Source organism: Zavarzinia sp., assembly GCF_041650655.1.
GTDB lineage: Bacteria > Pseudomonadota > Alphaproteobacteria > Zavarziniales > Zavarziniaceae > Zavarzinia.
Window position 1 is genome coordinate 14,338 of record NZ_JBAZKR010000030.1, and the last position, 24,122, is coordinate 38,459.

20 protein-coding genes are annotated in these 24,122 nt (G+C 68.2%); 11 read left to right on the plus strand and 9 right to left on the minus strand.

Annotated features, from left to right (window positions below; translation table 11 throughout):
* Nucleotide 1 precedes the first annotated feature (1 nt).
* The gene (gene panC, locus WC493_RS08925) at nucleotides 2–862 is read right to left on the minus strand and encodes a pantoate--beta-alanine ligase (protein WP_373064700.1); all 861 of its coding nucleotides are present in this window, start codon (nucleotides 860–862) and stop codon (nucleotides 2–4) included.
* A gap of 489 nt (nucleotides 863–1,351) precedes the next feature.
* Between panC and WC493_RS08930 the strand changes: the two genes are divergently transcribed.
* From WC493_RS08930 to WC493_RS08960, 7 genes are all read left to right on the plus strand, one after another.
* A complete protein-coding gene (locus WC493_RS08930) occupies nucleotides 1,352–1,810 on the plus strand; it encodes a hypothetical protein (protein WP_373064702.1) in 459 nt (152 codons plus the stop codon).
* A 144-nt stretch (nucleotides 1,811–1,954) separates the two neighbouring features.
* Nucleotides 1,955–2,995, plus strand: a complete 1,041-nt coding sequence (locus WC493_RS08935; RefSeq protein ID WP_373064704.1) for a nitronate monooxygenase — start codon at nucleotides 1,955–1,957, stop codon at nucleotides 2,993–2,995.
* Nucleotides 2,996–3,047: 52 nt separating this feature from the next.
* Entirely contained in the window at nucleotides 3,048–3,932 is an 885-nt protein-coding gene (locus WC493_RS08940) for a division plane positioning ATPase MipZ (RefSeq protein ID WP_373064706.1), read from the plus strand.
* Between the two features lie 97 nt (nucleotides 3,933–4,029).
* Nucleotides 4,030–4,908, plus strand: a complete 879-nt coding sequence (galU, locus tag WC493_RS08945; RefSeq protein WP_373064708.1) for a UTP--glucose-1-phosphate uridylyltransferase GalU — start codon at nucleotides 4,030–4,032, stop codon at nucleotides 4,906–4,908.
* 32 nt (nucleotides 4,909–4,940) lie between these two features.
* Complete coding sequence (gene pgmG, locus WC493_RS08950) at nucleotides 4,941–6,326, plus strand: phosphoglucomutase/phosphomannomutase PgmG (protein ID WP_373064710.1); 1,386 nt, start codon at nucleotides 4,941–4,943, stop codon at nucleotides 6,324–6,326.
* Between the two features lie 141 nt (nucleotides 6,327–6,467).
* Nucleotides 6,468–6,818, plus strand: coding sequence for an ArsR/SmtB family transcription factor (locus WC493_RS08955; protein WP_373064712.1), 351 nt, complete (start codon nucleotides 6,468–6,470; stop codon nucleotides 6,816–6,818).
* Complete coding sequence (locus tag WC493_RS08960) at nucleotides 6,808–7,302, plus strand: SRPBCC family protein (RefSeq protein WP_373064714.1); 495 nt, start codon at nucleotides 6,808–6,810, stop codon at nucleotides 7,300–7,302. Before WC493_RS08955 ends, WC493_RS08960 begins: the two co-directional genes overlap by 11 nt.
* A gap of 24 nt (nucleotides 7,303–7,326) precedes the next feature.
* Here WC493_RS08960 and WC493_RS08965 read toward each other — a convergent pair whose 3' ends face one another.
* The 6 genes from WC493_RS08965 to WC493_RS08990 form a co-directional block, all read right to left on the minus strand.
* Complete coding sequence (locus WC493_RS08965) at nucleotides 7,327–7,782, minus strand: DUF983 domain-containing protein (protein WP_373064716.1); 456 nt, start codon at nucleotides 7,780–7,782, stop codon at nucleotides 7,327–7,329.
* A gap of 27 nt (nucleotides 7,783–7,809) precedes the next feature.
* Entirely contained in the window at nucleotides 7,810–10,083 is a 2,274-nt protein-coding gene (rnr, locus tag WC493_RS08970) for a ribonuclease R (RefSeq protein ID WP_373064718.1), read from the minus strand.
* Between the two features lie 4 nt (nucleotides 10,084–10,087).
* A complete protein-coding gene (gene topA / locus WC493_RS08975) occupies nucleotides 10,088–12,766 on the minus strand; it encodes a type I DNA topoisomerase (protein WP_373064720.1) in 2,679 nt (892 codons plus the stop codon).
* 37 nt (nucleotides 12,767–12,803) lie between these two features.
* Nucleotides 12,804–13,916 (minus strand): DNA-processing protein DprA, encoded by a 1,113-nt coding sequence (gene dprA / locus WC493_RS08980; RefSeq protein WP_373064722.1) that lies wholly within the window; start codon nucleotides 13,914–13,916, stop codon nucleotides 12,804–12,806.
* A 74-nt stretch (nucleotides 13,917–13,990) separates the two neighbouring features.
* Nucleotides 13,991–14,602 carry a phospholipid-binding protein MlaC gene (locus WC493_RS08985; protein WP_373064724.1) on the minus strand — a complete coding sequence of 204 codons (612 nt, stop codon included), beginning with the start codon at nucleotides 14,600–14,602 and terminating at the stop codon, nucleotides 13,991–13,993.
* A gap of 113 nt (nucleotides 14,603–14,715) precedes the next feature.
* Nucleotides 14,716–15,510, minus strand: coding sequence for a VacJ family lipoprotein (locus WC493_RS08990; RefSeq protein WP_373064726.1), 795 nt, complete (start codon nucleotides 15,508–15,510; stop codon nucleotides 14,716–14,718).
* Nucleotides 15,511–15,734: 224 nt separating this feature from the next.
* On the opposite strand from WC493_RS08990, the gene WC493_RS08995 reads away from it, so the two are divergent.
* Genes WC493_RS08995 through metH form a run of 3 tightly spaced genes read left to right on the plus strand, consistent with a single transcriptional unit; the run spans nucleotide 15,735 to nucleotide 21,089 of the window.
* A complete protein-coding gene (locus WC493_RS08995) occupies nucleotides 15,735–16,724 on the plus strand; it encodes an ArsR/SmtB family transcription factor (RefSeq protein WP_373064728.1) in 990 nt (329 codons plus the stop codon).
* Nucleotides 16,721–17,587, plus strand: coding sequence for a methylenetetrahydrofolate reductase (metF, locus tag WC493_RS09000; RefSeq protein WP_373064730.1), 867 nt, complete (start codon nucleotides 16,721–16,723; stop codon nucleotides 17,585–17,587). Before WC493_RS08995 ends, metF begins: the two co-directional genes overlap by 4 nt.
* Before the next feature lie 10 nt (nucleotides 17,588–17,597).
* The gene (metH, locus tag WC493_RS09005; RefSeq protein WP_373064732.1) at nucleotides 17,598–21,089 is read left to right on the plus strand and encodes a methionine synthase; all 3,492 of its coding nucleotides are present in this window, start codon (nucleotides 17,598–17,600) and stop codon (nucleotides 21,087–21,089) included.
* Nucleotides 21,090–21,121: 32 nt separating this feature from the next.
* On the opposite strand, the gene WC493_RS09010 is transcribed toward metH, so the two are convergent.
* Nucleotides 21,122–22,258 carry an L-lactate dehydrogenase gene (locus tag WC493_RS09010; protein WP_373064734.1) on the minus strand — a complete coding sequence of 379 codons (1,137 nt, stop codon included), beginning with the start codon at nucleotides 22,256–22,258 and terminating at the stop codon, nucleotides 21,122–21,124.
* Between the two features lie 104 nt (nucleotides 22,259–22,362).
* On the opposite strand from WC493_RS09010, the gene WC493_RS09015 reads away from it, so the two are divergent.
* Nucleotides 22,363–23,127: an FCD domain-containing protein gene (locus WC493_RS09015; protein WP_373064736.1), complete on the plus strand. Its 765-nt coding sequence runs from the start codon at nucleotides 22,363–22,365 to the stop codon at nucleotides 23,125–23,127.
* Nucleotides 23,128–23,133: 6 nt separating this feature from the next.
* Here WC493_RS09015 and WC493_RS09020 read toward each other — a convergent pair whose 3' ends face one another.
* Nucleotides 23,134–24,105 (minus strand): NADPH:quinone oxidoreductase family protein, encoded by a 972-nt coding sequence (locus WC493_RS09020; RefSeq protein ID WP_373064756.1) that lies wholly within the window; start codon nucleotides 24,103–24,105, stop codon nucleotides 23,134–23,136.
* Nucleotides 24,106–24,122 lie beyond the last annotated feature (17 nt).

A 24,122-nucleotide genomic window follows, 5' to 3' on the forward strand; every position in this document is an offset into this window, starting at 1 on the left:
ATTACACCGCGACATTGTCGATCAGGCGGGTGGCGCCCACCTTGGCGGCGACCAGCAGGCGGGCCGGGCGGTCGGCCCGGTCGAGCGGCGCCAGCGTCTCGGCGTCGGCGAGATCGAGATACTGCACCTCGGAGAAGCCCGCCTTCAGGAGCCGGGTGCGCCCGGCTTCGAGCAGGGGGGCGGCGTCCAAGCCACCGCGGAGCTGGCTCGCGACGAAGCTCAGGGTCGCGGGCAGGGCGGCGGCGACGGCCCGGTCTTCGGACGAGAGATAGGCATTGCGCGACGACATGGCGAGACCGTCCGCCTCGCGCACGGTCGGACCCGGCACGATGTCGACCGCGAGGTCGAGGTCGGCGACCATGCGCCGCACCACCAGGAGTTGCTGGTAATCCTTCTCGCCGAACACCGCGAGGTCGGGCCGGACCTGGTTCAGCAGCTTGGTCACCACGGTGGCGACGCCGGAGAAATGGCCGGGCCGGCAGACGCCCTCCAGGCGGTCGGTGACGCCGCCCACGGTAACCGCCGTGGTGGCACCGGCGGGATACATCTCGTCGACCGTCGGGGCATAGAGGACGTCGACCCCGAAGGCGGCCAGGCGGGCGGCATCGGCCCGTTCCTGGCGCGGGTATTTCGAAAAGTCTTCGCTGGGGCCGAACTGCGTCGGGTTGACGAAGATCGAGACCACCACCCGGTCGGCCCGGGCGCGCGCCATCTCGACCAGCGACAGATGGCCGGCGTGCAGCGCCCCCATGGTGGGCACGAAGCCGATGCGAAGCCCGTTGGCGCGCCAGTCGCCTACGGTCTGGCGCAGGCTGGCGATCGAACGCGCGACGGGCAGCGGCAGGGGGGCGGCATCGGACATGGCGGCGAACTTTCTCGAGGCGCGCAAAGTTGCCCCGCGAGTAGGGCACTCGGCCCGACCTGTCAATCATTCGCTGCGATAATCTGCCCCCGCACGGGCGGTTGGATATGCCCAATGTTGCAGCATTGTGTATATTCTTTGAGCGATGACCTGATTCGGAATCGACATGAGCCGCAATAAGGCCAGGGTCAACCGATCCGCCGACTGGACCGCTACCGCGGCCGAGGGGCGCTTTATTCTCCTTCATTCGCCTTCAGGCGCTGCTTCCTTTTGTAATGCAAAAGATCGCATCGGACCGGGGCCCCGCTTCGCGGCGGGCCCGGTGCGGGACGAAATCCGCCTGCCGTCGCAGGCGGTTGACGCTCACTCCGAGGGTGCGGCCGCCACCGGGAGAGAGCTTCGATGCGGCCGTTCCGGTCGACCGCGGGGCGACGATCGCCGCCGGTTCACCGCGTCTCGTTCACCTCGACCGACGGAGTGACATCGATCATGGCAAAGACTGAAAAGAAAGCGGCCGAAGCGAAGGCCGACGACAAGAAGGCGAAGTCCGCCAAGAAAGCGGAGGCCAAGAAGGCCGAGGCGAAAAAGGCGGACGTGAAGAAGGCCGAGGCCAAGAAGCCGGCGCCGAAGAAGGCCGCCGAAAAGCCGGCCAAGAAGGCTGCGCCGAAGAAGGCCGCAGCGGCTGCGGCGGCTCCCGCCCCGGCCGCCGCAGCCCCGGCCAAGAAGCCGGCGGCCAAGAAGCCCGTGCTGAAAGTGGTTGCCGAGACCCCGGCCCCGGCCGCCCCAGCCGCGGCCAAGAAGCCGGCGGCCAAGAAGCCGGCCGCAGCCAAGGCCGAGGTCCCGAAGAAGGCCGAAGCCCCCAAGAAGGCTGCGCCGAAGAAGGCCGCCGCCGCCGCCGCGGCCAAGCCGCCGGCCAAGGCGAAGGCCCCCAAGGCCGCGAAGAAGTAACGCGGCACGGCCGGAACGGGGCGTAACGGCCGTCGTTCCGGCCTCGGCATTTCGCGGCGTCTCCCGCGCGGCCGGGCGGCGAGGCTGGCCCTTGCCTCGCGGCGACCATTCCGCTTTGCTGGCCCGGCGTTGCGGGAGGAAGCGATGGATCTGACGGCGCGGGATCTGACGGCACGGCTGGGGCTTCGGCACCCGATCGTCCAGGCCCCGATGGCGGGCGGCTCGACACCGCCCGGCTTCATCGCAGAGAGCATTCGCCTCGGCCTGCTCGGCTCGCTCGGCGCCGCCTATCTGGCGCCCGCGGTGATCGAGGCACAAGCGGCGGAGATTCGGGCCGCGGCGAAAGGCCCGCTCGGCATCAATCTGTTCCTGCCGGTCGGCCGGCCGCCCGCGCCGGGCGCGGTCGAGGCGATGATCGATTTCCTGGCGCCCTATCACGCCGCCGCCGGCATCGCGCCGCCCGTGCTGCCCGATCCGCCGGAACAGGATTTCCAGGCCCAGCTCGCGGCGTTGCGCCGGGTTCGGCCCGAAGTCGCCAGCTTCGTCTTCGACTGTCCCGATCCCGCCATGGTCGCCGCCCTCAAGGCCGAGGGGATGCTGGTGATCGGCGGCGCCACCACCTTGGACGAGGCGCACGCCGTGGCGGCGGCAGGCGTCGATGCCGTGGTCGCCCAGGGGGCGGAGGCGGGCGGCCACCGGGCGAGTTTCCTCGCCCCCTTCGAGGCCAGCCTGGTACCCACCCTGGAGCTGGTCGAGGCGGTCGCGGGCGCCCTGGCGCTTCCCGTGATCGCGGCCGGCGGCATCATGGACCGGGCCGGCATAAGCGCGGCGCTCGACCGCGGCGCCCAGATGGTCCAGCTCGGCACGGCGCTGCTCCGCGCCGACGAAAGCGGGGCGCCCCCGGCCCACAAGGCGGCGATGGCGCGGGGCGACGGCGCGCCGGTCGACCTGATCCGCGAATGGTCGGGCCGGGCGGCCATCGGCCTCGGCAACCGCTTCACCCGGGAGGTGCGGGCGGCGGGCCTTTCGGTGCCGCCCTTCCCCTATCAGAATGCCCTGACCCAGGCGATCCGCGCGGCCGGGCGGAAGGCCGGGGACGGCGATCTCCTGGCGCTCTGGTGCGGTGCCGGCTATGCCGCGGCCAAAGCCGCGCCCTTGGCCGATATTGTGGCCGATCTCGTCTAGATCGCTATCTATTGCGTCTCCGTCCTTGACGGGGCTGGGGGCGGGGCCGACCATGACCAAGGGGCCGACTCGCGGCCGGGACAATTACGGGTGCTCCATGACCAACGGGCGGCGAGCTCATATCATCGTTCTCGGTAACGAGAAGGGCGGCTCGGGCAAGTCGACCAGCGCCATGCATCTGGTGGTCGCGCTGCTCGAACAGGGCCGCAAGGTCGCCACGATCGACCTCGACGGCCGCCAGCGCACCCTGACCCGCTATCTCGAAAATCGCGCCAAGGCGGTGGCCGAGGGCATGGACCTGCTGATGCCCAGTTTCGCCGTGGTCACGCGGAGCGAGCTGCCCGATTTCCAGCAGGCCCAGGCAGACGAGCGCACCCGCTTCCTCTCGGTCCTCGAAGACTATGTCGACCGCCACGACGTGGTGATCATCGACTGCCCCGGTTCGGACAGTTTCCTCTCGCGCCTGGCCCATGGCTGTGCCGACACGCTGCTGACGCCGATGAACGACAGTTTCATCGACCTCGACCTGATCGCCCGGATCGACCAGAACGACCATTCGATCCTCGGCCCCAGCCTCTATGCCGAACTCGTTTGGGAGATGCGCAAGCGCCGCGCCCGGACCGGCGGCACCATCGACTGGCTGGTGATGCGGAACCGCGTCTCCCATCTCGACGCCCGGAACAAGCGCCGGGTCTCCGAAGTCCTGGCCAAGCTCGCCAAGCGGATCGGCTTCCGCGTCGTCGCCGGCCTGTCGGAGCGTGTCACCTACCGCGAGCTGTTCCTCCAGGGCCTGACCATGCTGGACCTCGGCCGCACCGGCTCCTCCCTCACCATGTCCGAGGTGGCGGCACGGCAGGAAGTGCGCACCCTGGTCGCTTCTCTCGACCTTCCGGCGATCGACCGGGCCACGGCGCCGATCGTCAGCGCCGCAGAATAGGGAACATCGGGCAAAGACGCGCATTGCTTAGGCTGCATACGACGTGGCATCAACGCCGCGTCGAGCGCCCGCACGTCCAGCCAGAGTCGTTTCCGCCATGACGATCAAGATCCGCAAGGCCGTTTTTCCCGTCGGTGGCCTGGGTACCCGCTTTCTGCCCGCGACCAAGGCGATGCCGAAGGAGATGCTGCCCGTCGTCGACAAGCCGCTGATCCACTACGCCCTCGAAGAGGCGCGCGCGGCCGGTTGCGACCATTTCATCTTCGTGACGAGCCGCGGCAAGACCGCGCTGGAAGACCATTTCGACCGTCACTTCGAACTCGAAGAAACCCTTGCCCGCCGCGGCAAGACGGCCGAGCTCGAGGCGCTGCGCGCCTGGCAGCCGGGCCTCGGCCAGGTTTCCTACGTGCGCCAGCCCGAAGCCCTCGGCCTCGGCCATGCCGTGCTCTGCGCCAAGGAGCTGGTGGGCGACGAGCCCTTCGCCGTGATCCTGCCCGATGATCTCGTGCTCGCCGACAAGCCTTGCCTCGCCCAGATGGCGGAAGTCTATTCGGGCATCGGCGGCAACATGTTCGCGGTGATGGACGTGCCGCGCGAGCACACCCAGCGTTACGGCGTGCTCGCCCCCGGCAAGCAGGACGGCCGCCTGACCGAAGTGAAGGGCCTGGTGGAGAAGCCGAAGCCGGAAGTCGCCCCCTCGACCCTTTCGGTGATCGGCCGCTACATCCTCTCGCCCAAGGTCTTCCACTACCTGGAGACCCAGGAGCGCGGCGCCGGCGGCGAGATCCAGCTCACCGACTCGCTCGCCAAGATGATCGGCGAAATGCCCTTCAACGGCTTCTCCTTCGACGGCACCCGCTTCGACTGCGGCGACAAGGTGGGCTTCCTCGAAGCCAATATCGCCTTCGCCCTGTCCCGGCCCGATATCGGGCCGAAGCTGAAGCCCTATATCGCCCAGGTCGCCGCCAAGCTGTGACCGCCCGCCCGCAAGACCGAGAGACACCCCCGATGGCTGCCTATCAGTTCCACAAGTCGATTCTCCGCGAATACGACATCCGCGGTATCGTCGGCGAGACCCTGCACGAGAGTGACGCACGCGCCCTGGGCCGGACCTTCGCCACCGTGATCGCACGCGGCGCCGGCAAGGCGCATCCCGTGATCGTGGTCGGGCGCGACGGCCGCGTCTCCTCGCCGTCGCTCGAAGCGGCGCTGGTCGAGGGCCTGAAGGCCGCCGGGGCCGAGGTGGTGCGGATCGGTATCGGCCCGACGCCGATGCTCTATTTCGCAGCGACCACGCTGCATTCGGACGGCGCCATCCAGGTCACCGGCAGCCACAACCCGCCGCATCACAACGGCTTCAAGATGATGCAGGGCAAGAAGTCCTTCTTCGGCGCCCAGATCCAGGACATCGGCAGGATCGCCGCCGCCGGCGACCTCGCCGAGGGCGCCGGTTCGGTGCGTGACGAGGACGTGAAGGGCCGCTATGTCGCTCGCCTGCTCGAAGAGGCGATCGACAACGATCTCGCCGTCGGCTGGGACCCGGGCAATGGTGCCGCCGGTGCCGTGCTGGGCGCCGTGGTCGCCGGGCTGAAGGGCCGCCATGTCGTGATCAACGAGGAAGTCGACGGCACCTTCCCGAACCACCACCCGGACCCGACCGAGCCGCATAATCTCGAACAGCTCCAGCACCTGGTGGCGGAACAGAAGCTCGATATCGGCATTGCCTTCGACGGCGACGCCGACCGTATCGGCGCGATCGATTCGAAGGGCCGCATCCTCTGGGGCGACCAGCTCCTGGCGATCCTGGCCGAGGACATGCTGCGCGATAATCCGGGCCAGACCGTGATCGCCGACGTGAAGGCGAGCCAGGTGCTGTTCGACGAAGTCGCCCGCCTGGGCGGCAAGCCGCTGATGTGGAAGACCGGCCATTCGCTGATCAAGTCGAAGATGGCCGAGACCGGCGCGCCGCTGGCCGGCGAAATGTCGGGCCATGTCTTCTTCGCCGATCGCTACTACGGCTATGACGACGCCATCTATGCGGCGCTGCGCCTGATCACGGCGGTGGTCCATGCCGGCGTCTCGCTCGATACGCTGCGCGACCGCCTGCCCACCATGGTGAACACGCCCGAGCTTCGCTTCCCCGTGCGCGAGGAAGAGAAATTCGCCGTGGTCGACAAGGTGAAGGCCGCGCTCGCTGCCGCCGGCGCCAAGGTCGACGACACCGACGGCGTCCGCGTCAACTCGCCCGACGGCTGGTGGCTGCTGCGCGCGTCGAACACCCAGGCCGTGCTGGTCGCCCGCGCCGAAGGCCCGAACGAGGCCGCCCTCGACAAGCTGAAGGCGACCCTGGTTTCCGCCCTGGTCGCCGCCGGGGTCGAACCGCCCAAGTTCTGAGCCGGGTCTGCGCGCCGCCGCGCCGAAGACCAGGGCCATATCGGAGGGTCGCATTCGGGAACGGATGCGGCCCTTTCGCTTGACCGGCGTCCGGCCGCGATATATTTAAGTGATGGCTTAAATATTTGACGGTTCGGCGACGTGCAGGCTTCTCGATCCCTTGCCCAAACCTTTGCGGCACTCGGCGACCCGACCCGGATGGCCATCCTGAGCCGCCTGGCGGCCCAGGGCGAGCTGACGGTGCAGGAGATCGCGGCACCCTTCGCGATGAGCCTGCCGGCGGTGTCGCAGCACCTGAAGGTGCTGGAGCACGCCGGCCTCATCGCGCGCGGCCGCGACGGGCAGAAGCGGCCGTGCCGGCTGAATGTCGAGCAATTCGCCGCGGCCGCCGGCTGGTTCGACCATACCCGCGCCGCCTGGGAGGCGCGCTTCGACCGTCTGGAACGCTTCCTCGCAACGACAGAGACGAAAGGTGACGGCCATGGACGCTGACCCCCACAGGACCTGGGACCCCCGCAGGACGTGGGCGCTCGATCGCGAGATCGTGCTGTGCCGGGTGATCGCCGCCCCGCGCGAGCGCGTCTTCGAGGCCTGGACCGATCCGGCGCAGATCGTGCAGTGGTTCGGGCCCGACGGCTTCGTGGTCGAATCGCTGGAATGTGACATCCGCCCCGGCGGGCGCTGGCGCTTCGTCTTCACGGGGCCCGACGGCACGCGTTACGACAACCGCATGGTGTTCCTGCGCCTGGAGGCGCCGCGGCTGATCGAGATCGAGCACGGCCGCGACCGGGACGACGACCCCACGCGCTTCCACGTCACCCTGACCTTCGATGCCCAGAGCGACGGCAAGACCGTACTGACGCTGCGTCAACTCCATCCAACCAAGGAGCAGCGCGATGCGGGGATCGGCTTCGGCGCCGTGGAATTCGGTTATCAGACCCTGGGCAAGTTGGCGCGCCATCTCGGCGCGGCCTGACCGGGACGGGACGAGGGCGGCCCCTCAGCCGGCGGAGCGGAGCTCGCCCGCCGGATCGGCCACCGGCGCATCCACTTCGCCGCCGAAGCCGTGCATCCGCAGCGCCCACTGCAGGCCGATCAGGGCGCCCTTGGCGCGCGGCAGCAGCGTGAGGGCGAGCAGCAGGGACAGGGGCAGCCACAGCACCGCATGGACCCACTCGGGCGGGGCATAGGTCTGTTCGACCACGAGCATCAGGGGAACGATGATGTGGGCGACCACCAGAATGGTGAAATAGGGTGGCGCGTCGTCGGCTTTGTGCAGGTCCAGGGCCTGGCCGCAGGCGGGGCAGCGGTCGTTCACCTTGAGGAAGGCATGGAACATGTGGCCCTCGCCGCAGCGCGGGCAGCGCAGGCGGAAGCCCCGCTTCACGGCCGTCTGCCAGTGGCGGGGTTCTTCGGCCACGGGGGCCGCGGGGCTGCTCTTCACGTCGATGGGCATGGCGTTCTCCGTTGCCTGCCCCAGCATCTAAGATCTGCGCTTAGACTTATTCAAGGGTGCGCGACCCCTTGACGCGGGGCGGGGGCGGCCGGGGATGCGGCGGCCAGGGCGATAGTCTGCCTCTTCTTCGCCCGGGCGCGCCAGGGTGAAGACCAGGCCGCCGGTGATCGGCGTCGCCTCGCGCAGCACGACCTTGACCTGATCGCCGAGCGTGAAGCGCTGCTGGCTGCGGCTGCCGATCAGGGCATGGGCCGCCTCGTCGTGGCGGAAGAAATCCGTGCCGAGGGAGGAGATGGGGACGAGGCCGGTCGCCCCGCTCTCGTCCAGCGTGACGAAAAGGCCGAAGCGGGTGACGCCGGAAACCCGCCCGGTGAAGGTGGCGCCGACATGGTCGGCCATGAAGGCGGCGAGATAGCGCTCGGTCGATTCGCGCTCGGCCGCCATGGCGCGCCGCTCGGTCAGCGAGATGTGTTCCGCCGTTTCCTCGAAATGGGGCACTTCGTCGTCCGACAATCCGCCCTCGCCCAGCTTGTCGCCCCGGATCAGGGCGCGGTGCACCAGGATGTCGGCATAGCGCCGGATCGGCGAAGTGAAATGGGCGTAGCGGCGGAGCGCCAGGCCGAAATGGCCGATGTTGTCCGGCGAATAGACCGCCTGGGCCTGGCTCCGCAGCACGATCTCGGCGACCGCGCGGGCGTGCGGCCCCGCCGCCGTGCGGGCCAGGATGCCGTTGAAATGATGCGGCTTCAGGACCTGCCCCTTGGCCAGCTTGATGTCGATGGTGCGCAGGAATTCACGCAGCGCCTCGAGCTTCAGGGCGGTCGGCTGGTCGTGCACGCGGTACATGCAGGGCTGGCGCCTCGCCTCCAACTGCTCGGCCGCCGCGACATTGGCGAGGATCATGAATTCCTCGATCACCCGGTGGGCGTCGAGGCGCTGGCGCGGCTCGATCGAGAGAACCTTGCCCTCGGGGCTCAGCTTGATCAGCCGCTCCGGCGCGTCGATCTCCAGCGGCTCGCGCTTCTCGCGGGCGAACATCACGGCCTTCCAGGCGGCCCAGAGCGGCTTCAGGACGGGGTCCAGCAGGGGGCCGGTCATCTCGTCGGTGCGGCCGTCGATGGCGTCCTGCGCCTGGCCGTAGTGGATGCCGGCGGCGATCCGGATCAGCGCCCGGCAGAAGCGGTGGCGGATCTTGTTGCCTTCGGAATCGAGCCACAGATGCACGGCGAGGCTGGCCCGGTCCTCCCCCTCGATCAGGGAGCAGAGGTCGGTCGACAGTTCCTCCGGCAGCATGGGCACCACGCGGTCCGGGAAATAGCAGGAATTGCCCCGCTCGCCGGCCGCCCGGTCCAGCGCCGAGCCGGGGCGGACGTAATGGGCGACGTCGGCGATGGCGACGATGACGTGATGGCCGCCCGGGTTCTTCGGATCGTCGTCCGGTTCCGCGAAGACCGCGTCGTCGTGGTCGCGGGCGTCGGCCGGATCGATGGTGATCAGGGGCAGGGGGCGCAGGTCTTCGCGCTTGCCCAGGGTGACCGGCTTCGCCTTCTTGGCTTCCTGCACCGCCTCGGGCGGGAAGGCCACGGGAATGCCGTGGGTATGGATCGCGATCAGGCTGACCGACTTGGGCGAGGAGAGATCGCCCAGGCGCTCGCGCACGCGGACCTTGGGCAGGCCGATGCGCCGGCCGGGCAGCGTCTCGGCCGAGACCAGCTCGCCGTCGACGGCGCCCTTCAAGTCGATCGTGTCGATCCGGTAATCGCTCTTCGCCTTGCGGTCGGCGGGGACGAGGCGGGCCTCGCCCGATTTGTCGAGCCGCACGATGCCCAGCACCCGCTCCTGCTCGTGGCTCAGGGTCCGGATGATATGGGCCTGGTAGCGGGCGTGGCCCAGATGGTCCTCGACCCGCTCGATCTTGGCCAGGATCCGGTCGCCCTCGGCCGGGGCCGGACCCGGGTGGCGGCCGGGCACCACGTCGATCTCGGGGACTTCCAGGCCTTCCGGCCATTGCACCGGGCGGGCCAGCAGCTCGCCGTCCTCCGGCACTTCCATGACTTCGAGCACGGCGACCGAGGGCAGGGCACCGGCCGCGACCAGGCCGCGCCGGGGTTCGCGCGCGATCACGCCCTGTTCCGCCATCTCGGCCAGCAGCCGCTTCAGCTCGATCCTGGCGTCGCCGGTGATGCCGAAGGCGCGCGCGATCTCGCGCTTGCCCGCCTTGCCCGGGTGCTCGGCCAGGAAACGGGCGATCTCTTCCTTCGAGGGGAGCTGGCTGCCGGGCGGCTTCGGACGCTTGGCCACGCCCTCAGTCCGCCTTCGTCTTTTTCGCGGGCGCCTTCTTGGCCGCGGGTTTCTTGGCGGCCGGCTTCTTTGCAGAAGCCTTCTTCGGCGCCGCCTTCTTCACCGGCGCCTCGCCCTCGGCAGCGGCCGCCTTCTTGGGAGCGGCCTTTTTCGGGGCGGCCTTCTTCTTGGTCCCGCCGCCCTTGGCCGCCTTGGCGGCGATCATGGCCAGCGCCTCGTCGAGCGTGATCGACTGCGGGTCCGTGCCCTTGGGCAGGGTCGCATAGATGCCGTTCCACGAGACATAGGGGCCGTAGCGCCCATCCATGACATTGATCGGCTTGCCATCCTCGGGATGGCCACCGAGCGCCTTCAGGGGTTCGGCCGCGGCGCGCTTGCCCCGCTTCGGCGGTTCGGCCAGCAGGGAGACGGCACGATTGAGGCCGATCGTGAAGGCTTCTTCCGAGGTCGGCAGGTTCACATAGCGTCCGTCGTGGACGATATAGGGGCCGTAGCGGCCGATGCCGGCCTGGATCGGCTTGCCCGACTCGGGATGGGTACCCACCTCGCGCGGCAGCGCGAGCAGGGCGACGGCCTTGTCGAGGTCGACGGCATCCGGCGTCAGGTCCTTGGGCAGGCTGGCGCGCTTCGGCTTCTCGCCCTCGCCGAGCTGGACATAGGGCCCGAAGCGGCCGGAGCGGAGCGAGACTTTCTCGCCCGTCTCGGGATCGTCGCCCAGCATCTTGATGCCGTCCTCGCCGATCGCGGCCTTCTGGCCGTCGTCGCTGGCGGCGGCGAACTGGCGGGTGAAGCGGCATTCGGGATAGTTGGAACAGCCGATGAAGGCGCCGAACTTGCCGAGCTTCAACGAGAGCCGGCCGTTGCCGCAGGACGGGCAGACGCGCGGGTCCTTGCCGTCCGGCCCCTCGGGGAAGAGATGCGGGCCGAGGAGCTGGTCCAGCGCCTCGATCACATCCGAAATCTTCAGCTCCTTGGTGCCGTCGATCGCCGCCGCGAAATCGCGCCAGAAATCGCGCAGGACCTCTTTCCAGCCGAGCTTGCCGGCCGAAACATCGTCGAGCTGTTCTTCGAGATTGGCGGTGAAGCCATATTCGACATAGCGCGAGAAGAAGCTCTCCAGGAAGGCCGTCACCAGCCGCCCCTTGTCCTCCGGCACGAAGCGGTTCTTGTCCATCGTGACATAGGCGCGGTCGCGCAAGGTCGACAGGATGGAGGCATAGGTCGAGGGCCGGCCGATGCCGAGCTCCTCCAGCTTCTTGACCAGGCTCGCCTCGGAATAGCGGGGTGGCGGCTCGGTGAAATGCTGGGCGATGGTGACCGGGCCGCGGCGCAGGCCTTCGTTCTGCGTGAGCCTGGGCAGGCGGCCGCCTTCCTCGTCGTCCTTGGCGCGGTCGTCCTCGCCCTCCTGATAGAGGGCCAGGAAGCCGTCGAACAACACGACCGAGCCGGTGGCGCGCAACAGGACTTGGCGGTCCTTCGAGGCGACGTCGACCGTGGTGCGCTCGATCCGGGCCGAATTCATCTGCGAGGCGAGCGCCCGCTTCCAGATCAGTTCGTAGAGTCGGCGCTGGTCGGGATCGAGGCGGCGGATGGCGTCGGGCAGGCGGGCGAAATCGGTCGGGCGGATCGCCTCGTGGGCTTCCTGCGCGTTCTTCGCCTTCACCTTGTAGAGGCGCGGCTGATCCGGCAGATAGGCCTTGCCGAAGTCGCGGTCGATCAGGGCGCGGGCGCCCTGGATCGCTTCGGCCGCCATGGAGACGCCGTCGGTCCGCATATAGGTGATCAGGCCGACCGTCTCGCCGTCGACGTCGACACCCTCGTAGAGGCGCTGGGCGAGCTGCATCGTGCGCTGGGCGGAGAAGCCGAGCTTGCGCGCCGCTTCCTGCTGCAGGGTCGAGGTGGTGAAGGGCGGCGCCGGGTTGCGGAAGCCGGGTTTCGATTCGACCGCCTCGACATGGAATTCGCGCTTCTCGATCGCGGCCTTGGCGGCTTCGGCCTTGTCGGCCGAATTGATGTCGAACTTGTCGAGCTTCTTGCCGTCCAGGTGAGTCAGGCGGGCATCGAAGGTCGCCCCGTCGCCGGCCGCGAAGCGACCGACCACCGACCAATATTCCTGCGTGACGAAACGCTCGATCTCGAGCTCGCGGTCGCAGATCAGGCGAAGGGCGACCGACTGCACGCGCCCGGCCGAGCGGGCGCCGGGCAGCTTCCGCCACAGCACCGGGCTCAGCGTGAAGCCGACCAGGTAGTCGAGCGCACGGCGGGCCAGATAGGCGTCGATCAGCTCCTGGTCCAGCTTGCGCGGGGCCTTGATGGCGCTGGTGACGGCGGATTTGGTGATCTCGTTGAAGGTGATGCGGCCCACCTCGACGCCCTTGAGCGCGTGCCGATCGTTGAGGATCTGCAGCACGTGCCAGGAGATCGCCTCGCCCTCGCGGTCCGGGTCGGTGGCGAGATAGAGGCGATGAGCCCCCTTCAACGCCTTGGCGATGTCACCGATCCGCTTCTTGGCGTCGGCGTCGACTTCCCAATCCATGGCGAAGTCTTCGTCCGGGCGCACCGACCCATCCTTGGCCGGCAGGTCGCGGACATGGCCGAAGCTGGCGAGAACCGTGTAATCGGCCCCGAGGTATTTGTTGATGGTCTTGGCCTTCGCCGGAGACTCGACGATGACAACGTTCATTGTGTCCCAGTGCAGACGGGCTTACGCGACAACAGGGTCAGATCAGCGAGACTCGGCCGCCGGCGTGGCGGACAAGCCGTCCGCCCAATTCAAGTTCGAGCAAAATGGTGAAAACCAGGGGGGGAGTCAATTCGGACTGCCGAACCAACTCGTCGATGGCGATCGGAACCGGCGACAGAAGAGCGGTCACCCCGGCCCGATGGCGGTCCACTTCGGCCTCGTCCGGGGCCTTCAGGGGCGGACCCGCGAAGTCGCGACCCTCGGGTTCGGCCAGCGGCGCCTCGATCATCGGGTGCAGAGCTTCGACCACCTCGGCCCCGTTTTCGACCAGTCGGGCGCCCTGCCGGATCAGGTCGTTGGCCCCGCGGGCCCGCGGATCCAGCGGGCTTCCGGGCACTGCCATCACATCCCGCCCCTGTTCGAGGGCGAAACGCGCGGTGATCAGGCTGCCCGATTTGACCGCCGCCTCGACCACCACGACACCGAGGGACAAGCCGGAGATCAGCCGGTTGCGGCGCGGGAAATGGCGGGCCTGGGGTTCCGTCCCGATCGGCATCTCGGCCACCAGCAGGCCGGAGTCGCCGATCCTGGCCTGAAGCGCCGCGTGTTCCGGCGGATAGACGACGTCGATGCCGCCGGCCACCACGGCGATCGTGCCCGAGTCGAGGGTCGCGGCATGAGCCGCCCCGTCGATTCCCCGGGCCAGGCCGGAGACGACGACGATACCGGCCCGCCCGATGTCGGCCGCCATCTCGCGCGCGATGCGCTGGCCGGCGGCCGAAGCGTTGCGCGCCCCGACCAGGGCGACGGCCGGGCGCGCCGCCAGATGGAGATGGCCCTTCACGGTGATCAGGGGCGGTGCCGCCTCGGTCGCGGCCAGCAGGCGGGGATAATCGGCCTCGCCCTTGGCGAGGAGGCGGGCGCCGGCTGCGGCCACGGCGGCCAGCTCGCGCTCCGCCTCGGCACGGCTGGGGACGCGGAGCGGCCGCCCGCCACCCTTCCGGGCGAGACCGGGCAGGGCCTCCAGTGCCGCGGCAGCCGTGCCGTAGAGCCCCACCAGATGATCGAAGGCGACGGGACCGACGCCGTCGGTCCTGATCAGGCGCAGGCGGTCGATCAGGTCGTCATATGAAGTCTTGCTGCGCGCCACCCGGCCTCCCGGAATTCCTCGGGGCTCAGTGTGGACGTTGCCGCGAGGAGAAACAACCCGCGGTCGAAGCTGGCTCAGCTCGCCGCGTTTTTCTTGCGCAGGCCGGCCAGCAGGGCGTCGATGCCGCCGGAGGAGATGACGCTGCCGTAATCTTCGCGCTGGGCGCTCCGCATCGACAGATTCTCAATCACCACGTCGACGATCTTGTAGCTGCCGGCGGCGCCCGAGAGGTGCCAGTCCACATTGGTGGGCTGGGGCTTCTTCGGGCTGACGATCTGGCTGCGCACCACGGTCTCGTCGCTCACGACCTGACTGCCCAGGACCTTCAGGGTCTCGCCGGCATATTGGCTGAGGCGGCGCGAATAGGTGCGCACCACGTCGTCGGTATAGAGCTTGTTGAATTCGTCGAGCTGTTCGGGCGTCGCACTGCGGCGGTAACGGCCCAGCACGAACTGGCCGATCGCGGACACGTCGAAGGCGTTGACGAAAAGATCGCGGAACTTGGCGTCGCGGTCGGCCTGGGTCAGCGCCTTGTCGGCCAGGACCGAGATCGCCCGATTGCCCAGTCCTTCGATGAATTCGCTGGCCGGATCGGCCGCCCGGGCCGGGCGGCCCAGCAGGGCGAAGCCCGCCAAAGCAATGCCGAGGGCCCCCGTGCGGGCCAGGAGAAAGCGTCGGGTAACCATGTCCAACCTTCCGAAACTCGCGGCGGATGGGCCGCAAGCCCGCCTCCACGAGAAAAACGCCCGAGGAAACCCCCGGGTTCCCTGTCTGTCAACCGGCGACCGCCGACAGGCGATCAGCGCGGTGCCGACAGGGTGGTGTCCGCCGCGTCGTCGTCGCGATTGTCGATCGCGGCGGCGCGGTGCTGACGATAGAGATTGCGGATCGCCGCGTAGAAATCGATCGAGGATGCCTCGACGTCGTCCAGGCTCTCGATGCTGCGGGCCCGCGCATCGATCAGGCCGGTCCCCTTCAGGCCATAGCCCACCTCTTCCGCGTCGTTGGCGGGCAGGACATAGGTGAGCGGGTCGAAGGCGAAATCGACGACATAGCCGGCGAGGTCGCGCGGGGGAATCGGGCCGAGCAGCGGCAGCACCAGATAGGGGCCTTCGCCGGCCCCCCAGACCGCCAGGGTCTGGCCGAAATCCTCGTCGTGGCGGGGATAGCCGATATGGCTGGCATAATCGTAGAAGCCGGCGACGCCGGCGATCGTATTGGTGATGAAGCGCGCCGTGGTGATGCGCGCACGGCCGAAATCGCCCTGCAACAGGTCGTTGGCCAGGATCACCGGGCTGCGCAGGTTGTTCAGGAAATTATGGATGCCGTTCTGCACGAAGGTCGGCGCCAGCGAGCGATAGACCGTCGCGACCGGCTTCAGGAACATATAGTCGAGAAAGCGGTTTACTTCGAAGAAATAGCGGTTCAGCGGCTCGACGGGATCGTTGCGCTTCTGGAACTCGACCAGGGCTTCGGGGTCGCTGGCCGGCGGCTTGGTGGCGCAACCGCTCACCGCACCGGCGAGCAGGAGCAGGGTCACCCCGGCGGCGACCAGGCCGCGTAACCGCGCCTGTCCCCGGCGGACGATAGTCACTGCCTTCACTTGATCGCGCGTCTGTCCCACGAATTCTCTCCGCAACGAAACGGCCGCAGGGCCGCACTAGATGCGCTGCTACACCAAGAGTGTTGCCTATCACACTGTTCTTCAAGGGAGTAAGAACGAAATTTACCCAAGCGTTGCCGTCGGGTGACGGGCCGGGTGCGTTCGGCCGGATCGTGGCGCGGGGGGCTTGAAGAAACACATAAAGATATGTTTATGTGTCTTATGACTTTTGCCGCGCCCACCCCGCCATGACCGATCTCCTCGCCGCCCTGAAAGGCGCTGCCGAGCCGACGCGCCTGCGCATCCTGGGCCTGCTGGCGCGGGCGGAACTCACCGTGTCCGAACTGGTCCAGATCCTGGGGCAGAGCCAGCCGCGCCTGTCGCGCCACCTGAAGCTGATGGACGAGGCCGGCCTGATCGACCGCTTCCGTGAAGGCGCCTGGGTCTTCCACCGCCGGGCGGCGGAAGGCGTCGGCGCCGAACTGGCGGCCCGGGTGGTCGCCCTGATCGACGACTCGGACCCCGGGCATCAGCGCGACATGGCTCGCCTCGATCAGGTCCTGAAGGCACGGACCGAGGCGGCCGCCGCCTATTTCGCCGCCAATGCCGCGCAATGGGACCGCATCCGCACCCTCCATGTGCCGGAGGCCGAGGTCGAGGCGGCGCTGGACCGGGTGATCGGGGCGGACCGAATCGATTTTCTGGTCGATATCGGCACCGGCACCGGGCGGATGCTGGAGCTCTTCGGCGCCCGGGCCGGCCGCGGCCTCGGCGTCGACCTCTCGCACGAGATGCTGGCGATCGCGCGCGCCCGGCTCGACCAGGCGGGCCTGGTCAATTGCCAGGTGCGCCACGGCGATCTCCACGCCCTGCCGCTGGCCGATGGTGCCGCCGATCTCATCATCGTGCACCAGGTCCTGCATTTCGCGGCCGACCCCCAGGCGGCGATCGCCGAGGCGGCGCGCGTGCTGGCGCAGCGCGGGCGCATCGTGCTGGTCGATTTCTTGCCTCACGGGCTCGAAGAGCTGCGCGACCGCCATGCCCACCGGCGACTCGGCTTCACCCCGCGCGAAGTGGCGGCCTGGGGCCGTTCCGCGCATCTCGATTTCGACCTGGTGGCGACCCTGGCGGGCGATCCGCTCTCGGTCGGCATCTGGCTCGGCCGCAAGACGGCCGCAACTTCCAAGGACGGGCCTCTTCCATGACCCTCGCTTCCATCGGTCCCCTTTCCGTCTCCTTCGAGTTCTTCCCGCCCAAGACGCCGGAGATGGAAGAGGCGCTGTGGCGTACCGTGCGCCGGCTGGAACCGCTCAACCCCAGCTTCGTCTCGGTCACTTATGGCGCCGGCGGCTCGACCCGCGAGCGGACCCACGCCACGGTGAAGCGCCTGGTCGAGGAGACCAAGCTGAAGCCGGCCGCGCATCTGACCTGCGTCGCCGCGACGCGCGAGGAAGTGGATGCCGTCGCACGCGACTATTGGGCGGCCGGCGTTCGCCACATCGTGGCGCTGCGTGGCGATGCCCAGGCCCCCGGCGCGCCCTATCAGCCCCATCCGGGCGGCTATGCCTTCGCCGTCGACCTGGTGCAGGGCCTGAAGAAGATCGCCGATTTCGAAATCTCCGTGGCCGCCTATCCCGAGGTGCATCCGGATGCCGCCAGTGCCGAGGCCGACCTCGACAATCTGAAGCGCAAGATCGACGCCGGCGCCACGCGCGCCATCACCCAGTTCTTCTTCGACAACGAAGTCTATTTCCGCTTCATGGACCGGGTGCTGGCCGCCGGCATCAGCGTGCCCGTGGTGCCCGGCATCATCCCGGTCTCCAATTTCAAGCAGATCGCCAAATTCGCCACCGCCACCGGGGCCTCGATCCCGCCCGCCATGGCGCGCCATTTCGAGGGCCTGGACGACGACGCCGAGACGCGCAAACTGGTCGCCGTGGCGCTCGCCGCCGAACAGGTGCACGGTCTGGCCAAGGCGGGGATCCGCGATTTCCACTTCTATACCCTGAACCGGGCGGACCTCTGCTTCGCCCTCTGCCATCTGCTCGGCCTGCGCCCGGCCGCCTGAGGTTTCGATCATGAGCAAGTTCCTGGAAGCCCTGGAAGAGCGCATCCTGCTGTGCGACGGCGGCACCGGCAGCCTGGTGCAGGCGATGAACCTGGACGTCGCCCGCGATTTCGACGGCCGGGAGAATTGCACCGAAGTGCTGAACCGGACCCGGCCGGACGTGGTGCGCGAAATCCACCGCAGCTATCTCGCGGCCGGATCGGACATGGTGCAGACCAATTCCTTCGGCGGCTCGCCCATCACCCTCGGCGAATTCGACCTCACCGACGAAGCCTTCGAGCTGAACAAGCGCGCGGCCGAACTGGCCCGCGAGGCGATCGAGGAATTCGCCCATGACGGGCGGCAGCGTTTCGTGCTGGGTTCGATCGGGCCTGGCACGCGGCTGCCCTCCCTCGGCCATATCCCCTACGACCCGCTCGAAGCCGCCCTGGCGATCCAGGCCGAGGGGCTGATCGCCGGCGGCGTCGATGCCGTCCTGATCGAGACCTGCCAGGACACACTGCAGATCAAGGCGGCGGTGAATGGCGTCAAGATCGCCCGCGCCAAGCTCGGCACCACCACGCCGATCATGGTCCAGGTCACGGTGGAGACCACGGGCACCCTGCTGGTCGGGCCGGACATCGGCGCCGCGGCGACCGTGATCCATTCCCTCGACGTGCCCGTGATGGGCCTCAACTGCGCCACCGGGCCGCAGGAAATGGCGGAACACGTGAAGTTCCTGGCCGAGAATTGGCCGGGCAAGATCTCGGTCCAGCCGAACGCCGGCCTGCCGGAACTCCGCGATGGCAAGACATTCTATCCCCTCAGCCCCGAAGAAATGCAGCGCTGGGTGCGCCGCTTCGTGCTGGAGGACGGCGTCAACATCGTCGGCGGCTGCTGCGGCACCAATCCGAAGCACATCGGTGCGCTCGACCAGATGCTGCGCGAGATCGAAGGCGGCAAGGTCCGCCCGCGCCCCGTGGCCCGCAGCTTCCATTGGGTGCCTTCGGTCGCCTCGCTTTATAGCCAAGTGCCGCTCCGCCAGGAGAACGCCTATCTCTCGATCGGCGAGCGCTGCAATGCCAATGGTTCCAAGGCGTTCCGCGAAGCCCAGGCGGCCAACGACTGGGACAAATGCGTCGCCATGGGGCGCGAGCAGGTGAAGGAGGGCAGCCACACGCTCGACGTCTGCACCGCCTATGTCGGCCGCGACGAAGTTTCCGACATGACCGAGGTGGTCTCGCGCATGCGGGGCTCGGTCAATGCGCCGCTGGTGATCGATTCGACCGAATTCCCCGTGCTCGAAGCGGCCATGAAACTCTATGGCGGCAAGCCGATCATCAATTCGATCAACTTCGAGGACGGCGAAGAGCCGGCGGCGATGCGGCTGCGCCTCGCCAAGAAGTTCGGTGCCGCCGTGGTGGCGCTGACGATCGAAGAATCGGGCATGGCCAAGTCCACCGCCGACAAGCTCCGCGTCGCCCACCGCCTCTATGATTTCGCGGTGAATCAGCACGGGCTTCCGCCTTCGGACCTCATGTTCGATCCGCTGACCTTCACCATCTGCACGGGCAACGAGGACGACCGCAAGCTGGGCCTCGAAACCCTCGATGCGATCGAGCAGATCGCCAAGGAAATGCCGGAAGTCCAGACCATCCTGGGTCTCTCCAACATTTCCTTCGGTCTCAACGCGGCGGCCCGCCACGTGCTGAACTCGGTCTATCTCGACCATGCCATCCGCCGCGGCCTCACGGGTGCCATCGTGCATCTCTCGAAGATCATGCCGCTGCACAAGATCCCGGCCGAGGAAGTGAAGGTCGCCGAAGACCTGATCTTCGACCGCCGCGCCGAGGGTTACGACCCGCTGCAAGCCTTCATCGCCCTCTTCGCCGACCGCAAGGGCGCCAAGGTCGAGAAGAAGGCGCGCGCCGAAACCGCCGAGGAACGCCTGACCCAGCGCATCGTCGACGGCGACCGCCAGGGTCTCGAAGACGACCTCGAAGAGGCGATGAAGGCGCATCCGCCGCTCGACATCATCAACAACTTCCTGCTCGACGGCATGAAGGTGGTGGGCGAACTGTTCGGCTCGGGCAAGATGCAACTGCCCTTCGTGCTGCAGTCGGCCGAGACGATGAAGGCGGCCGTCGCCTATCTCGAGCCCTTCATGGAAAAGGCCGAGGGCCAGGAGAAGGGCATCATCGTGCTGGCCACGGTGAAGGGCGACGTGCACGACATCGGCAAGAACCTGGTCGATATCATCCTGACCAACAACGGCTACAAGGTGGTCAACCTCGGCATCAAGCAGCCGATCGGCGCCATCATCGAGGCGGCGGAAAAGGCCAGGGCCGATGCCGTCGGCATGTCCGGACTGCTGGTCAAGTCGACCGTGATCATGCGCGAGAACCTGGAAGAGATGACGCGCGCCGGGCTGAACGTGCCGGTCTTCCTCGGCGGTGCCGCGCTGACCCGGAAATATGTCGAGGAAGACTGCGTCCGCGCCTATGGCCCGGGCCGCGTCGCCTATGCTAGGGACGCCTTCGACGGGCTCGACCTGATGGCCCGGGTGGTGAACGACAATTTCGACGACCACCTGAAGGAACTCCAGGTGAAGCGCGCCGGCCGGCCCTCGAACAGCAAGCGCATCGGTCAGCCGACCGAAGCCTCGGCCGCGCGTCCGATCGACTACGAGGAAACCCGCATCCGGCGGGAAGAACTGGCCAAGGGCGTGACCGTGCCGGTACCGCCCTTCTGGGGGCCGCAGGTGATCGACGATCTGCCGCTCAAGGCCCTGGTGCCCTATCTGAACGAGACCATGCTCTATCAGTTCCAGTGGGGCTTCGAGAAGGCGGGGCGCAGCCTGGAGGATTACAAGGTCCATGCAGCACGGGAGATCCGCCCGATCCTGAACCGCCTGGTCGAGCAGTGCCAGCGCGAGGGCATCCTTCGCCCCAAGGCGGTCTACGGCTATTGGAAGGCGGCGGCGGAAGGTAACGATGTCGTCCTCTTCGACGAGTCGGGCACCAAGGAAGTCGCCCGTTTCGCCTTCCCGCGCCAGGCGCGCGGCGGCGGCCTCTGCATCGCCGATTTCTTCCGTGACATCTCGGCGGGCGAGCGTGACGTGATCGGGCTCCAGGTCGTCACCATGGGCCAGCAGGCATCCGACATCGCGCGCCAATGGTTCGCCGAGAACCGCTACCAGGACTATCTCTACCTCCACGGCCTCTCGGTCGAGATGGCGGAAGCCCTGGCGGAATATGTCCACAAGAAGATCCGCGGCGAACTCGGCTTTTCCCACGAGGACGACCGCGACATCGACAAGATGTTGAAGCAGGGCTACCGCGGCAGCCGCTATTCCTTCGGCTATCCGGCCTGCCCCAACCTGGCCGACCAGCGGAAATTGCTCGCCCTGCTCGGCGCCGAGCGGATCGGGGTCGAGATGGCGGAGGAAGACCAGCTCCACCCCGAACAGTCGACCAGTGCCATCGTGGTGCACCACCCCCAGGCCAAATATTTCTCGGTCTGAGGGGGCCCCCCGCCCCCCGCGGGGCGGGGGCTTCAGCGGTCGAGCACGGCCGCGGTCACATCCGCGATGCTGCGCGTGCCGGTGAGCGCCATCGAGACATCGAGTTCCTTGGCGATCAGGTCGAGCACTTTGGTGACCCCCGCCTCGCCCATCGCAGCGAGACCGTAGAGCCAGGCCTTGCCGATCAGGCAGCCGCGGGCGCCCAGCGCCAGCGCCTTCAGCACGTCCTGGCCCGACTGCACGCCGCCGTCGAACCAGATTTCCGTCTTGTCGCCGATCGCCTCGGCCACCCGGGGCAGCGCCCGGATCGAGGAAACGGCACCGTCGAGCTGGCGCCCGCCGTGGTTGGAGACGATGACAGCCTCGGCCCCGGTGGCCGCCGCGGCCTTGGCATCCTCGGCATCCAAGACGCCCTTCAGGATCAGCTTGCCCGGCCAGATGGTGCGGATCCATTCGACATCCTTCCACGAGAGGGAGGGGTCGAATTGCGAAGCGGTCCATTTGGCCAGCGTGTCGAGCCCGTCCGCATTCTTCACGTGACCGGCGAGGTTGCCGAAACTCCGCCGCTTGCCGAAGAGGACGCGCAGCGCCCATTCGGGCTTGGTCGCGATGTCGATCGCATTGGCGAGCGTCAGCTTCGGGGGCACGTTCAGGCCGTTCTTGATGTCGCGGTGGCGCTGGCCCTGGATCTGCAGGTCGAGGGTGAGCACCAGGGCCGAGCATTTGGCGGCGATCGCCCGTTCGACCAGCGATTTGACGAAGCCCCGGTCGCGCATCACATAGAGCTGAAACCAGAAGGGTTTCCCGGTCGCTTCCGCCACGTCCTCGATCGAGCAGATCGACATGGTGGAAAGGCAGAAGGGCACGCCGAAATTCTGCGCCGCCCGCGCCCCCAGGATCTCGCCGTTGCCGTGGAACAGGCCGGTCAGCCCGGTCGGCGCGATGGCGATCGGCATGGTCACCTTCTCGCCCAGCATGGTCGTCTCCGTCGAGCGGCCGGAGACGTCGATCATCACCCTTTGCCGCAGGTTCAGGGCGGCGAGGTCGGCCCGGTTGGCGGCGATCGTCCGCTCGTCGTAGGAACCGCGGTCGGCATAGTCGAAGATCGCGCGGGGAATGCGGCGGCGCGCCATCAGGCGCAGGTCCTGGACATTGGTGACGACGGGCATCGGTCTTCCTCGGCGTTGCTGGACAATTGGATAAATCTTTTTACCAGGAATGGGAACTGGTAAAATTATTAGACCAAATCCGCGCCCTGCCTTAATCTCTCGCCATGACCGATCCGATCAAGCCCCCCCGCCTCGCCGCCGCCGTGGCCGGCCATCTCCAGGAGATGATCCTCGAGGGCGTGCTGCGCCCCGGCGACCGGCTGGCGGCCGAACGCGACCTCGCCGAACGGCTGGAGGTTTCGCGGCCGTCGCTGCGCGAGGCGCTGGCGATCCTGGAGCGGAAGGGGCTGCTGGTGACGACCAAGGCGGGCACCACCGTCGCCCGCTTCCTGGCCCCCCTGTCGGAGCCGCTGGCCGAACTCTTCGCCGCCGACGGCCGGGTGGCGGCCGACTATTTCGAATATCGCCAGGGGGTGGAGGCGCAGGCGGCGCGCCTCGCGGCGCTGCGGGCGACCGAGGCCGACCGGGCCGCGATCAAGGCCCAGCTCGACGCCCTCGAGGCGGCCCATCTGGCCGACGATCCGGGGGCGGAAGCGGCGGCCGACGTCGACCTGCACCAGCTCGTCTACGAGGCGGCCCATAATGTCGTGCTGCTGCACATGATGCGGGCCATGGCCGACCTGTTGCGCCGGGGCATTTTCTACAGCCGCGACCGGCTCTATCGCCGGCCGGGCGTGGCCGAGGCGGTCCTGGCCCAGCACCGCGCCATTGCCGAAGCGGTACTGGCCCGCGACCCTGCCGCGGCAGAAAAGGCGGCGGTCGACCACCTGGCCTATATCTTCGCGACGGTCGAAGAGATCCGGCGCGACGACCTCCGCGAGGCGGCAGCACTCCGCCGGGTCGACCGGCGGAGCCTGGTCGCGGAATGAGCCGCGTTACATGGTGACGACGACCTTGCCGGTCACGCGGCGTTCCATCATGTCGCGGATCGCCCGGCCGCCCTCGGCCAGGGGGTAGGTCTTGGACACCAGGGGGCGGATCTTGCCGGCCTGGAACAGCTCGATCAGCTCGGCCACATTCTCGCGGTGCAGGTCCGGCTCGCGCACCGTGAAGGCGCCCCAGAACACGCCGACGATCTCGCAGCCCTTGAGCAGGGCGAGGTTCAGCGGGATCGAAGGGATCGGCCCCGCGGCGAAGCCGACGACGAGGAAGCGGCCCTTCCAGGCGATCGAGCGGAGTGCCTGTTCGGAAAGCTCGCCGCCGACCGGGTCGTAGACCACGTCGACGCCGTTGGGCGCCAGTTCGCGCAGCCGGTCGCGCAGGGATTCGGCGGCGTAATTGATGCCCTCGTCGGCGCCGTGTTCCTTGGCCAGGGCCAATTTCTCCGGCGTCGAGGCAGCCGCGATCACCCGTGCCCCCATCGCCTTGCCGAGCTCGACTGCGGCGAGGCCGACGCCGCCGGCGGCACCGAGCACGAGCAGCGTCTCGCCCGGCTGGAGCCTGGCTCGCTGCTTCAGGGCGTGGTGCGAAGTGGCATAGGTCATCAGGAAGGCGGCGCCTTCCTCGTAGGACATGCCAGGGGGCAGGGGGGCCAGACGGTCGGCGCCGACCACGATCTCCTCGGCGAAGGCACCCCAGCCGGTCATCACGATCACCTTGTCGCCGACCTTGTAGCCGGTGACCCGGTCGCCCACCTCGGTGATCTCGCCGGCCGCTTCGCCGCCCGGGGCGAAGGGCATTTCCGGCTTGAACTGATATTTGCCCTGGATGATCAGCACGTCGGGGAAATTCACCCCGGCGGCATGGAGGCGAACACGCACCTCGCCGCGGCCGACCGGGGCCGGCGCCACCTCTTCGAGCACCAGGGATTCGGGCGGGCCATAGGCCTTGCACTGCAGGATCTTCACCACCGGACGCTCTCCTT